Consider the following 13,040-nt stretch of genomic DNA (forward strand, 5'->3'; position numbering starts at 1 on the left):
CTTTTGTTTTTTAGACAGGGATACACACAGTGCGCCAACTCTCTTTGCTGCTGCTTTGTCTGTTGCTGCAGGCCTGCACACAGACGCAAAAAGGTCTTGAGCAGACCGTCATGCTTGCCGTCAATGGTCCCGACGACGTGACGGTCAGTGCCGAACAGATTCAGAAACTCCCTTACGCCAGTATGTACGCCCGCGTCGACAATGGCGCACGTATCTTTGTGGTGCTCGGCTATCTCGAAGCGGGTCAGCAAAAGTGGGTGACCCAGGATAAAGCCATGCTGGTGATGCAGCATGGCCGCCTGGTGAAAACGCTGGGGCTGCGCGACAACCTGCAGGCGGTCAGCAACCTCGCCGGGGATCCGCTGGCTGACGCGCTGCATCTGCAGAACGGTGCCAGCTGGACACGCGTCGTACAGTGGCGTGAACAGGATCGGGTACGCGCCGTAACGGCGGTCTCGCAGTTTGAGCGTGGCACCGATGAAGTGCTGACGCTGGCGGGAGAAGCGATACCGTGCCGCGTCTGGCAGGAAAATGTGTCGATGGCGAGCCTGAACCGCACCTGGCAGAACACGTTCTGGATCGACAACCGCGACGGCACGGTGCTGCAGGCGCAGCAGATGCTTGCCGCTGACCAGTTTCCTGTTGTAACCACTCTTCTGAAGCCGGCTAAATCATGAAAAAAATAATCACTCTGCTGGCTGCACTGGCTCTGCCTGCGGCAGGCAACGCGCTGGCCGCAGGCCAGATTACCGTGCACGCTGCGACAGGCGATAGCAGTATGCAAATTGATGACCTTCAGCGTCTGAGCCAGCTGCTGACGCATCCCGGCCTCAATACCTGGTGGCCTGGCACCGTCATAGCAGAGCGCGGTGCCACCGCTGCCGTACAGCAACAGCGCCACCAGCTGCTAGCCGATCTGCGCGCCTGGCAGAGCAGCAGCGATGCCGCACTGGGCGCAACCATCGGTGCAGTGATCCGGCAGCTCGACGCGCTGCCGGTTACCGGCCGGCAGTTTACCTCGCTGGATATCGACTGGCTGCGGCTGCATCCGGAAGCGGATCGTGCGCTGCAGGGCAGTTATGACCTCTATACCCTGCCGGAACCGCACCAGGTACTGATTATGGGCGCCCTCGCCCGGCCTGGCGCAGAGAGCTGGCAGCCCGGACGCAGCGTACGCGACTATCTCGCCGCACACGAACGCCTGACCGGCGGCGATCGCAGCGTGGTCACCGTTATTGCACCCTCTGGCGAAGTCCGTCAGGTGCCGGTCGCCTACTGGAATCAGCGCCATGCTGAAGTCGAACCCGGCAGCCTTATCTGGCTCGGCTTTACCTCATGGAGCCTGCCGTGGGGCCAGGCAGATTTAAATACGCGTCTGATTTCTGTTCTGACTCACCGGATCCCGCAATAATGAAAAAACAACTACTGCTCAGCCTGCTGGCTGCATCCGTCTCTGCCGCCTGCCAGGTGCAGGCTGAAACCTGGCCACAGCCGGTGGGTCCTTCACAATCTGATTTCGGCGGCGTTGGCCTGCTGCAGACGCCTACCGCCCGCATGGCGAAAGAGGGCGAATTCAGCCTTAACGCGCGGGATAACGATCAGTATCGCTACTACTCCGCCTCGCTTCAGCTTCTGTCGTGGCTGGAAACCACCGTACGCTATACCGATGTGCGAACCCGTCGCTACAGCGGTGTGGAAGATTTCAGCGGCAACCAGAGCTATAAAGACAAAGCGTTCGATCTGAAACTGCGCCTCTGGCAGGAGAGCTACTGGCTGCCGGAGGTGGCGATAGGTTCGCGCGACCTCGGCGGCACCGGGCTGTTTGACAGCGAATATCTGGTGGCGTCTAAAGCCTGGGGGCCGTTTGATTTTACGCTGGGCCTTGGCTGGGGCTATCTCGGCAACAGCGGCACCGTGAAAAACCCGTTTTGCTCTTACAGCGACAGCTATTGCAGCCGCACCGGTGGCGGCACGGCTGGTTCAGTCAATGGCTCACAGCTGTTTCATGGCCCCGCCGCCCTGTTTGGCGGCGTGGAGTATCAGACGCCGTGGCAGCCGCTGCGCCTTAAGCTGGAGTATGAGGGCAACGACTATCAGGATGACTTTGCCGGACGACTGGAGCAGCGCAGCAAAGTCAACGCCGGTGCGATTTATCGCCTTACTGACTGGGCAGATATCAATGCCAGCTATGAGCGCGGCAACACCTTTATGTTTGGCGTCACCCTTCGCACCAACTTCAACGATCTGCGCCAGACGCATATTGATACGCCGAAGCCTGCTTACGACCCGCATCCGCAGGGCGATCTGCTGGATTCTGCCGTGGTCGCCAGCCAGCTCAGCGCACTGAAGTATGACGCCGGATTCAATGGCCCGCGCATTCAGACCAAAGGCGCTACCCTTTACGTCAGCGGCGAGCAGATTAAATATCGCGATACGCGCGAAGGCGTTGATCGCGCCAATCGTATTATGATGAATCATCTGCCGGCCGGCATTGACACGATTGCCGTCACGGAGTCGCGCTTTAATATGCCGCAGGTGACGACGCGCACGCAGGTGGCCAGCCTGCATAATACGCTCAGCGGCTATCCGCTGGGGCATGAGCAGCCGCTGCAGCAGTCGCGCGTTAATCCGGTCGATCCGGGCGCAACCGAGCAGGGCCTGTTTATGCGGAAAGATCGCCTGAACTACAGCCTGTCACCGGTGCTCAACCAGTCAGTTGGTGGGCCGGAAAGCTTCTATATGTATCAGGTTGGCGCGATGGCAAACGCGGATTACTGGCTGACCGATCACCTGCTGGTGGGCGGCAGCCTGTTTGGCAATATCGTGAACAACTATGACCGCTTCAATTATAACGGCGCGCCATCTGACTCCACGCTACCGCGCGTGCGTACCCATATCCGCGATTATGTGAAGAACAATGTCTACGTCAACGATCTGCAGGCCAACTATATGCGTTACCTCGGTAACAACATTTATGGTCAGGTTTATGGCGGCTATCTGGAGACCATGTATGGCGGCGCCGGTGCTGAAGTGCTCTACCGCCCGGTAGACAGCAACTGGGCGGTGGGCGTTGACGCCAACTATGTCAAACAGCGCGACTGGGACAACATGATGCAGTTCCGCGACTACAAAGCGCCAACCGGTCATCTGACCGCCTACTGGCGTCCGTGGTTTATGCAGGATGTGCTGGTAAAAGCGAGCGTGGGGCAATACCTGGCGAAGGATAAAGGCGCCACGCTGGATATCTCCAAACGCTACGACAGCGGTATTGCCGTGGGCTTCTACGCTACCAAAACCAATGTTTCATCCGAAGCGTATGGCGAAGGCGACTTTACCAAGGGCTTCTATATTTCGATTCCGATGGATCTGTTTACCGTCACGCCAACGCGCGGCCGTGCACAGGTGAACTGGGTGCCGCTGACGCGTGATGGTGGCCAGATGCTGAGTCGTAAATATCAGCTCTACGATCTGACCGCCGATCGCGACGCGCGGTTTAATTAAGATCATGCGCGGGGTAATACCCGCGCACTCTATCTGTGCTGATACGCACTCCACTTCTCCTCCCGCTGGCGTCAGCCAGACCTCGCACGGTTTCTTTCCTCTTTACTCACAGATCCGACCAGCACAGCTGTATTTGCCTCCATAATGGTTAAAACGAAAATGGTTTCCACGTACAACGCTGAAATGGAGCAACTATGGCTACCCCGGTACCGGCTAAACGCGGGAAAAAACCTCGCGTCACACCCTCTGCGGCTACGCCGCCGGCTGGCGGTCAGGTTCAGTCGCTGACGCGCGGCCTGCGTCTGCTGGAGTTGATTGCCGACGCGCACGGCAGCGTGGCGCTGACCGAGCTGGCGCAGCAGGCGGGCCTGCCAAACTCAACCACGCATCGTCTGCTCTCCACGATGCAGCAGCAGGGCTTTGTGCATCAGGTGGGCGATCTGGGCTACTGGACGATTGGCGCCCACGCCTTTGTGGTGGGCAGCAGTTTTCTGCAGAGCCGCAATCTGCTGGCCATTGTGCATCCGGTGCTGCGGCGACTGATGGAGGAAGCCGGCGAGACGGTGAATCTGGCGGTGCTGGACCTGAGTGATTATCAGGCGGTCATTGTTGATCAGGTGCAGTGCACGCAGCTGATGCGTATGTCAGCCCCGATTGGCGGTAAGCTGCCGATGCACGCTTCCGGCGCCGGGAAAGCTTTTCTGGCCCATCTGAATGACGATCAGGTAACTGCACTGCTGCATCAGAAAGGCCTGCACGGCTATACGCCTAAAACGCTGATGTCGCCGCATACGCTGAAAGAGAATCTGGCGCTGATCCGCAAAATGGGCTTCTCGCACGATGATGAGGAGCATGCGCTGGGGCTGCGCTGCGTAGCGGCACCTATTTATGACGAGCACGGCGACGCGTTTGCCGCGATCTCGATTTCAGGCCCGCTGGCCCGTATGACGGACGATCGCATCACTGAGCTGGGTGCGCTGGTGATCCGCGCCGCCCGAACGGTCACGCAGGCTTATGCCGGGCGTTAAACCGCTACCGTGGCGTAGCGCACGCTGAAGCGCCGGGCGTTACGCCACGCCATCGCCTCTTCAACATGACCATTGCGGATCTGCGCCTGCAGCGACCGCCACCAGCCGGGGTCAAACAGCTGCGGATGCAGCGCCTGCAGCAGTCTGCCGGTCGCGGGTTCGCTGCAGAGCGCGTAACGGAACGTCTCCGGGAATATGTCATCCGGCCCGACGCTGTACCAGGGCTCTGCCTGCAGCTCCTGCTCTTCATAACGCGCAGGCGGAACGTCACGGAATATCAGCTCGGTCATCAGGCGGATTTCATCGTAGTCATAAAACACCACGCGCCCGTGGCGCGTCATACCGAAATTTTTAAACAGCATATCGCCGGGAAAAATGTTAGCCGCCGCCAGCTGACAGATGGCATTGCCATACTCCTCCAGCGCATGCCGGCGCTGCGCCTCGCTGGCGTGCTGCAGCCAGAGGTTAAGCGGCTCCATGCGGCGCTCCAGCCAGAGGTGACGAACGATCACGCTCTCATCGCGCAGCGTGATCTTTTCCGGTATATCGCGCATAAACTCCGCCATCAGCGCGTCCGGGATCCGCGCGCGCGGCAGGGCAAAATAGCGAAACTCCTGCGTATCCGCCATGCGTCCGACGCGATCGTGCTCTTTGACCAGCCGGTAACAGTCGTGCACCTGCGCTTCCGTTACCTCCTTTTGCGGCGCGAAACGATCTTTAATGACCTTGAATACCCGATCGTAGCCCGGCAGAGTAAACACCAGCATTACCATGCCGCGTACGCCAGGCGCAGGCGCAAAGGCCTCATCGTGGTGTGCCAGATGGTGCAGATATTCGCGGTAGCTCTCCGTTTTACCGTGCTTCTGGCAGCCGATGGCGATATAGCGTTCGGCGAGGGTTTTGCCTGGCAGCAGCGGCTGCAGCCACGCCACCAGCGCCGCGGGCACCGGGGCGTAAACCATGAAGCTGGCGCGGGCGAAACCAAATACAATGCTCGCCTCATCGCGATCCGTGAGGCAGGTATCGATCCACAGCTCTCCATCGCTGTCGCGCTGGATCGGCAGCAGACAGGGCAGGATCTCACCGCTGCGGAACTGCAGCCGCGCGACAATCCACGCGGTTTTATTACGAAAAAAAAGTTCGCTGGCGACCTCCAGCACGGCACCGGCCAGCTGCGCCGTGCTGAACTGCTCCTCCAGATGCCGCGCAATCCAGCGGATATCGCGTGCCCGATCCTGCCACGTCAGCCGCAGGGGAAGATCGGCCAGCAGCTGCCGCAGCGCACTCTGCCAGTCCGGCCGGGGAAAATAGAGACGCGACAGCGGACGCTGCGCTTCCGGTTGTTGCAGACCCGCCTGCGAGGAGTGAATAAACAGCTGCTCCGGAAACAGATGGCTGTGCCCCTGCAGCCGGCAGTAAACGGAGTTAAAAAAGCTCTCTGCAATTTCGTGGCGCGGATAGCCCGGCAGCAGCGTCTCATAGTGCGCCTTTACCCGCAGCCAGAAGGCGGTATCCCACTCCGCCTGCCCGTTCAGCACGCGCAACTGACTGACTACCAGGGTGACATGGTGATCATACAGATGTATGCGCTCCTTCATGGCACGCTGCGCCGCCGGCCAGTCCGCCTGCTCAAACCGCTGCTGCGCGCCGGCGGTGATATCGAGAAAACGTCCGTACTGCGCATCAAAGCCCTGCAGGATGGTATGGGCAATAAGGGATTCTCCGGGTGACATCCGTTACCTCCGATAAGCTGTAGCCATGAGCCGCTGTACGCCAGCGGCGCCTCTCTTACTGAGCCGATCAGAACTGCGCGGTTTCCGTTGAGCCGGTCAGGGCCGTCACAGAAGATGCGCCGCCCTGAATCACCGTGGTGATGCGGTCAAAGTAACCGGTGCCCACTTCCTGCTGATGCGATGAAAAGGTGTAGCCTTTGTCGCGCGCCGCAAATTCCGGCTGCTGCACTTTTTCAACGTAGTGGCGCATCCCCTCGCCCTGCGCGTACGCGTGCGCCAGGTCAAACATGCTGAACCACATGCTGTGGATGCCGGCCAGCGTAATAAACTGAAAGCGATAGCCCATGTCGCTCAGCGCCTGCTGAAAGCGGGCGATGGTGCGATCGTCGAGGTTCTTCTTCCAGTTAAATGAGGGCGAGCAGTTATAAGCCAGCAGTTTGCCGGGATAGCGCGCGTGTATCGCGTCAGCAAAGCGCTGCGCCAGCGCCAGATCGGGCGTGGAGGTTTCACACCATAAAACATCGGCATAGGGCGCATAGGCAATACCGCGGCTGATCGCCTGCTCAATCCCGGCACGGGTGCGAAAGAATCCCTCCGGCGTACGTTCACCGGTGATAAACGCGCTGTCGTTCGGATCGCAGTCAGAAGTAATTAAGTCAGCGGCATCCGCATCGGTGCGCGCAATCAGCACGGTTGGCACATTCATGACATCAGCCGCGAGGCGTGCGGCTACCAGTTTCTGAATCGCGTCCTGCGTTGGCACCAGCACCTTACCGCCCATATGGCCGCATTTTTTTACCGCCGCCAGCTGATCTTCAAAATGCACGGCGCCAGCCCCGGCCACAATCATCGATTTCATCAGCTCAAAAGCGTTCAGTACGCCGCCAAATCCCGCCTCCGCATCGGCCACTATCGGCAGAAAATAGTCGACATACGCGTCATCTTCCGGCGACAGGCCGCTGGCCCACTGGATCTGATCGGCGCGCTGAAAGCTCTGGTTAATCCGCTGCACCACCTCCGGTACAGAGTTAACCGGATAGAGCGACTGATCGGGATACATCTGACCGGCGAGGTTCGCATCCGCCGCCACCTGCCAGCCAGAGAGATAAATAGCTTCGATACCCGCTTTCGCCTGCTGCAGCGCCTGACCGCCGGTTAATGCGCCGAGGCTATTGATATAACCTTTTGCCGCGCCGCCGTTAAGCAGCGACCAGAGCCTGACGGCGCCCCGCTCTGCCAGCGTGCAGGCGGGCGTCACCGATCCGCGCAGGCTGATGACCTCTTCCGCCCGATAGGGACGCGTGATACCGTTCCAGCGCGCATCCTGCCAGCTCATTTCCAGCTGTGTGATCTGTTGTGTCCGATTCATAGCACTCTCTCCGGGGTCAGGGCAGCAGGCGATAGCCTGGCAGCGTCAGAAATGGAACCAGCTCGTTATCCGTGGTGATTTGCGCCATCAGCGCGGCTGCATCTTCAAAGCGTCCCTGCTGAAAACGTATATCGCCGTAGCGCTGACGCAGCGCGGCCAGCTCTTCGTCAAGAAACTGCTCAAACAGGGCAGCGGTGACCAGCTGGCCATCACTCAGGATCTGTTTGTGACGGATCCACTGCCAGATAGAGGCGCGGGCGATTTCAGCCGTTGCCGCATCTTCCATCAGTCCCTCAATCGGCACGCAGCCGTTACCGCTAATCCACGCTTCCAGATACTGCAGCGCAACGCGGATGTTTGCGCGCATACCCGCTTCAGTACGTAAACCACGGCAGGGGCGCAGCAGCCGCTCAGCCGTTACCGGCGAATCGGTATTACGCGTCACGTGCAGCTGATTGGCGCGGTCGCCCAGCTGGCGATCAAACACCTTCATGGCAATATCTGCCAGACCCGGATGCGCAACCCAGGTTCCGTCATGGCCGTTACCCGCTTCGCGCGCTTTATCTTCCTCAACTTTCTCTTTTACCCACGCATTGCGCGTCTCTTCCTGCGCCGGGATAAGTGCAGACATGCCGCCCATCGCCAGTACGCCGCGCCGGTGGCAGGTTTTAATCAGCAGCCGGGAGTACGTATCCAGAAATGGCTGATCCATGGTGATCTGCTGTCGATCGGGCAGAATGCGATCGCCGTGCTGCCCCAGCGTTTTGATGTAGCTGAAGATGTAATCCCAGCGGCCACAGTTAAGCGCCACGGCGTGGTCGCGCAGCTCCCACAGAATTTCATCCATCTGAAACACCGCGGGCAGCGTTTCAATCAGTACCGTGGCTTTGATCGTGCCACGCGGCAGATCAAAACGATCTTCGCTGAAGCGGAAGATCTCACGCCACCACGCTACCTCACTGGCGTGCTCGGTTTTAGGCAGATAAAACCACGGCGCATGCCCTTTTTCCTGCAGCGCCCGCACGTTATGGAAGACAAAGAGAGCAAAATCAAACAGGCCAGCCGGAATCGCTTTGTCGCGCCACTCCACATGTTTTTCAGCCAGATGTAATCCGCGCACCCGGCACATCAGCAGTGCAGGATCGGAGCGCAGCTGGTAGATCCGGCCATCATCGCGGGTAAAACGCAGCGTACCGGCGACCGCTTCACGCAGCACCTGCTGCCCTTCAATCAGTTTGCTCCAGCACGGGGCCAGCGAATCCTCAAAGTCAGCCATGAAGACTTTGACATTGGCATTCAGGGCGTTAATCGTCATTTTGCGATCGGGTGGCCCGGTAATTTCAACCCGGCGATCGCACAGCAGCTCAGGCAGCGGGCGCACCTGCCATTCATTTTCACGAATGGAAGTGGTTTCCGTACTGAAGTCAGGTAGCGCTCCGCGATCGTAGTCCCGCTGGCGCTGCTGCCGCGCCTTAAGCAGTCGATCGCGTTCCGGGGCAAAGCGCACGACCAGCGCCTGCAGAAAATCGATAGCCGCCGGCGTCAGCAGTTGCTTTTCCGCGTCTGAGAAGGGCTGAGTGAAGGTGAGCGTAGAGTGAATAACCGTGTCTGTCATGCTGGCTCTCTCCTGAAGCGATCCTGGTTTACTGCCGGGATCGGAATGCTGGATGTTTGGTAACCGACAGGATCAGAGCATATGCATTTTGATTTTTATTTCAAAAACTATTTCCATTTTGTTATTTAATAGACACTAACTCACTGTAAATGCAGTTATTTAAAGTATCGAAATAAAGGCAATGATTTCTGACAGAAAAAATGCAAAAAAAACCACGATGGCCCGAAGGCGATCGCGGTGGAGAGAAGCTAAAAAGAGATCAGTCGAGAGTCGGATTCATATGGCGCAGATCAAACGGCGTGATCTGGTAAACATAGTAGTTCAGCCAGTTAGAAAACAGCAGGTTACCATGGCTGCGCCAGGTCGCACGTGGCGGCAGGGCCGGATTGTTCTGCGGGAAATAGTTAAACGGCACTTCCGGCTGCAGGCCTGCGTCATTGTCACGATGAAACTCACCTGCAAGGGTCAGCGCGTCATATTCCGGGTGCCCGGTTACAAAGGCCAGCCGCTTGTCTTTACTCGCCATCAGATAGGCGCCGGTTGCCTCAGATTCAGCAAACAGTTCGAGATCGGTGTAGTCGCGTATAAGCTGGCTGGGAAAATCCGCATAGCGCGAATGCGGCGCCAGAAAATTGTCATCAAAGCCGCGCGTCAGTAAGGCATGCGGATGCAGAATCTGATGTTCATAGACGCCGGACAGTTTGTTTTGCCGCGTCTGCTTGGGAATACCATACAGAATGTTCAGCGCAGCCTGTACCGCCCAGCAGACAAACAGCGTAGAGGTAACATGCTCATTTGCCCAGTGCAGCACGCGCTGGATCTGCGGCCAGTAGGCTACGTCGTTGAAGTCAACCAGGCCCAGCGGCGCACCTGTCACAATCAGGCCATCGAAGTTATCGTGCTGTATCTCTTCGAAATTGCAGTAAAAGTTATTCAGATGTTCACTAGGGGTATTACGTGATTCGCGGCTGTCTATCCGCAATAGTTGCACATCAATTTGCAGCGGTGAGTTAGAGAGCAGACGTAAAAACTGATTTTCAGTCTCGATCTTCTTTGGCATCAGGTTAAGGATCAGTACTTTTAACGGGCGGATCTCCTGAACACGGGCGCGCGATGAGGTCATCACAAACACATTTTCATCACGTAAGAAATTCACTGCCGGTAATTCGTCGGGCACCCTGATTGGCATAACCTGCTCACCTCTTGCTGATAACCATATAAACGTTTAGACATCCAGATGCCCGAGATTAGCCTGGCATACGCGGAATGTCGAGACTTCATGCCATTTATGAAAATGTTTCAGCTTAATGTGGCATACCCGGCAGCGGCAGAGAAGAGAGAAAAATGCGCCGGCACTAAATGCCGGAAGATAAGATGTTTTTTGAGGTGAAAAAAGTACGCATAGCATGCTGATGCTTCAGCAATACTCGAGAGAAAACCTAAAAGTTATTTTCTGCAGACGTAAAAAAGCCCTGAACAGACGTTCAGGGCTCTCTTACTGGATGGATGCCTGGCAGTTCCCTACTCTCGCATGGGGAGGCCCCACACTACCATCGGCGCTACGGCGTTTCACTTCTGAGTTCGGCATGGGGTCAGGTGGGACCGCCGCGCTGTGGCCGCCAGGCAAATTCTNGTCTCTCAAAACGCCTCTGGCGTTGTAAGGTTAAGCCTCACGGGTCATTAGTACCGGTTAGCTCAACGCATCGCTGCGCTTACACACCCGGCCTATCAACGTCGTCGTCTTCAACGTCCCTTCAGGGCTCTCAGGGAGCCAGGGAGAACTCATCTCGGGGCAAGTTTCGTGCTTAGATGCTTTCAGCACTTATCTTTTCCGCACTTAGCTACCGGGCAGTGCCACTGGCGTGACAACCCGAACACCAGCGGTGCGTTCACTCCGGTCCTCTCGTACTAGGAGCAACCCCCCTCAATTCTCCAGCGCCCACGGCAGATAGGGACCGAACTGTCTCACGACGTTCTAAACCCAGCTCGCGTACCACTTTAAACGGCGAACAGCCGTACCCTTGGGACCTACTTCAGCCCCAGGATGTGATGAGCCGACATCGAGGTGCCAAACACCGCCGTCGATATGAACTCTTGGGCGGTATCAGCCTGTTATCCCCGGAGTACCTTTTATCCGTTGAGCGATGGCCCTTCCATTCAGAACCACCGGATCACTATGACCTGCTTTCGCACCTGCTCGAGCCGTCACTCTCGCAGTCAAGCTGGCTTATGCCATTGCACTAACCTCCTGATGTCCGACCAGGATTAGCCAACCTTCGTGCTCCTCCGTTACGCTTTGGGAGGAGACCGCCCCAGTCAAACTACCCACCAGACACTGTCCGCAGCCCGGATAACGGGCCCACGTTAGAACATCAAACGTTAAAGGGTGGTATTTCAAGGATGGCTCCACGCGGACTGGCGNAAGCCTCCCACCTATCCTACACATCAAGGCTCAATGTTCAGTGTCAAGCTGTAGTAAAGGTTCACGGGGTCTTTCCGTCTTGCCGCGGGTACACTGCATCTTCACAGCGATTTCAATTTCACTGAGTCTCGGGTGGAGACAGCCTGGCCATCATTACGCCATTCGTGCAGGTCGGAACTTACCCGACAAGGAATTTCGCTACCTTAGGACCGTTATAGTTACGGCCGCCGTTTACCGGGGCTTCGATCAAGAGCTTCTCCTTGCGGATAACCCCATCAATTAACCTTCCGGCACCGGGCAGGCGTCACACCGTATACGTCCACTTTCGTGTTTGCACAGTGCTGTGTTTTTAATAAACAGTTGCAGCCAGCTGGTATCTTCGACTGGCCTCGGCTCCGGGAGCAAGTCCCCTCACCTACGCGCCAGCGTGCCTTCTCCCGAAGTTACGGCACCATTTTGCCTAGTTCCTTCACCCGAGTTCTCTCAAGCGCCTTGGTATTCTCTACCTGACCACCTGTGTCGGTTTGGGGTACGATTTCGTGTTGCCTGGAGCTTAGAGGCTTTTCCTGGAAGCAGGGCATCAGTTACTTCAGCTCCGTAGAGCCTCGTCGTCACGCCTCAGTGTTAAAGAAGACCGGATTTGCCTGGTCTTCACACCTGCACGCTTAAACCGGGACAACCGTCGCCCGGATAACCTAGCCTTCTCCGTCCCCCCTTCGCAGCAACACCAAGTGCAGGAATATTAACCTGCTTCCCATCGACTACGCCTTTCGGCCTCGCCTTAGGGGTCGACTCACCCTGCCCCGATTAACGTTGGACAGGAACCCTTGGTCTTCCGGCGAGCGGGCTTTTCACCCGCTTTATCGTTACTTATGTCAGCATTCGCACTTCTGATACCTCCAGCGNCCTTCTGCGGCTTACAGAACGCTCCCCTACCCAGCGACGCAAGCGTCGCTGCCGCAGCTTCGGTGCATGGTTTAGCCCCGTTACATCTTCCGCGCAGGCCGACTCGACCAGTGAGCTATTACGCTTTCTTTAAATGATGGCTGCTTCTAAGCCAACATCCTGGCTGTCTGTGCCTTCCCACATCGTTTCCCACTTAACCATGACTTTGGGACCTTAGCTGGCGGTCTGGGTTGTTTCCCTCTTCACGACGGACGTTAGCACCCGCCGTGTGTCTCCCGTGATAACATTCTCCGGTATTCGCAGTTTGCATCGGGTTGGTAAGCCGGGATGGCCCCCTAGCCGAAACAGTGCTCTACCCCCGGAGATGAGTTCACGAGGCGCTACCTAAATAGCTTTCGGGGAGAACCAGCTATCTCCCGGTTTGATTGGCCTTTCACCCCCAGCCACAGGTCATCCGCTAATTTTT

General features: G+C 57.5%; 8 protein-coding genes and 2 rRNA genes. 4 read left to right on the forward strand and 6 right to left on the reverse strand.

All coding sequences use genetic code 11. The annotated features are described in order from the left end of the window. Positions 1-29 precede the first annotated feature (29 nt). The 4 genes from F3I15_RS16635 (at position 30) to iclR (ending at position 4,529) form a co-directional block, all read left to right on the forward strand. Complete coding sequence (locus tag F3I15_RS16635; protein ID WP_150018667.1) at positions 30-677, forward strand: YjbF family lipoprotein; 648 nt, start codon at positions 30-32, stop codon at positions 675-677. After that, positions 674-1,411, forward strand: coding sequence for a capsule biosynthesis GfcC family protein (locus F3I15_RS16640; protein WP_150018668.1), 738 nt, complete (start codon positions 674-676; stop codon positions 1,409-1,411). Before F3I15_RS16635 ends, F3I15_RS16640 begins: the two co-directional genes overlap by 4 nt. Then, a complete protein-coding gene (locus F3I15_RS16645; RefSeq protein ID WP_150018669.1) occupies positions 1,411-3,501 on the forward strand; it encodes a YjbH domain-containing protein in 2,091 nt (696 codons plus the stop codon). Before F3I15_RS16640 ends, F3I15_RS16645 begins: the two co-directional genes overlap by 1 nt. A gap of 194 nt (positions 3,502-3,695) precedes the next feature. Next, a complete protein-coding gene (gene iclR / locus F3I15_RS16650) occupies positions 3,696-4,529 on the forward strand; it encodes a glyoxylate bypass operon transcriptional repressor IclR (RefSeq protein ID WP_150018670.1) in 834 nt (277 codons plus the stop codon). On the opposite strand, the gene aceK is transcribed toward iclR, so the two are convergent. From aceK to F3I15_RS16680, 6 genes are all read right to left on the reverse strand, one after another. Then, on the reverse strand, positions 4,526-6,262 hold the full coding sequence (gene aceK, locus F3I15_RS16655; RefSeq protein WP_150018671.1) for a bifunctional isocitrate dehydrogenase kinase/phosphatase: 1,737 nt from the start codon (positions 6,260-6,262) through the stop codon (positions 4,526-4,528). The genes iclR and aceK overlap by 4 nt on opposite strands. A gap of 67 nt (positions 6,263-6,329) precedes the next feature. After that, positions 6,330-7,631 (reverse strand): isocitrate lyase, encoded by a 1,302-nt coding sequence (aceA, locus tag F3I15_RS16660; RefSeq protein ID WP_150018672.1) that lies wholly within the window; start codon positions 7,629-7,631, stop codon positions 6,330-6,332. A 16-nt stretch (positions 7,632-7,647) separates the two neighbouring features. Then, positions 7,648-9,246 (reverse strand): malate synthase A, encoded by a 1,599-nt coding sequence (gene aceB / locus F3I15_RS16665; protein ID WP_150018673.1) that lies wholly within the window; start codon positions 9,244-9,246, stop codon positions 7,648-7,650. A gap of 259 nt (positions 9,247-9,505) precedes the next feature. Then, positions 9,506-10,435, reverse strand: coding sequence for a homoserine O-succinyltransferase (gene metA / locus F3I15_RS16670; protein WP_071668471.1), 930 nt, complete (start codon positions 10,433-10,435; stop codon positions 9,506-9,508). 319 nt (positions 10,436-10,754) lie between these two features. Further along, positions 10,755-10,870: ribosomal RNA gene (gene rrf / locus F3I15_RS16675) — 5S ribosomal RNA — on the reverse strand. Between the two features lie 35 nt (positions 10,871-10,905). Next, a 23S ribosomal RNA gene (locus F3I15_RS16680) occupies positions 10,906-13,040 on the reverse strand; the annotation flags it as partial.

The sequence above is a fragment of the Pantoea sp. M_9 genome, assembly GCF_008631385.1.
GTDB lineage: Bacteria > Pseudomonadota > Gammaproteobacteria > Enterobacterales > Enterobacteriaceae > Pantoea > Pantoea eucrina.

What these genes read in the sequence shown, in the direction of transcription:
- aceB (WP_150018673.1), bottom strand. Translation starts at nt 9,246, where the DNA reads ATGACAGACACGGTTATTCACTCTACGCTCACCTTCACTCAGCCCTTC.
- iclR (WP_150018670.1), top strand. Translation starts at nt 3,696, where the DNA reads ATGGCTACCCCGGTACCGGCTAAACGCGGGAAAAAACCTCGCGTCACA.
- F3I15_RS16640 (WP_150018668.1), top strand. Translation starts at nt 674, where the DNA reads ATGAAAAAAATAATCACTCTGCTGGCTGCACTGGCTCTGCCTGCGGCA.
- aceA (WP_150018672.1), bottom strand. Translation starts at nt 7,631, where the DNA reads ATGAATCGGACACAACAGATCACACAGCTGGAAATGAGCTGGCAGGAT.
- F3I15_RS16645 (WP_150018669.1), top strand. Translation starts at nt 1,411, where the DNA reads ATGAAAAAACAACTACTGCTCAGCCTGCTGGCTGCATCCGTCTCTGCC.
- aceK (WP_150018671.1), bottom strand. Translation starts at nt 6,262, where the DNA reads ATGTCACCCGGAGAATCCCTTATTGCCCATACCATCCTGCAGGGCTTT.
- metA (WP_071668471.1), bottom strand. Translation starts at nt 10,435, where the DNA reads ATGCCAATCAGGGTGCCCGACGAATTACCGGCAGTGAATTTCTTACGT.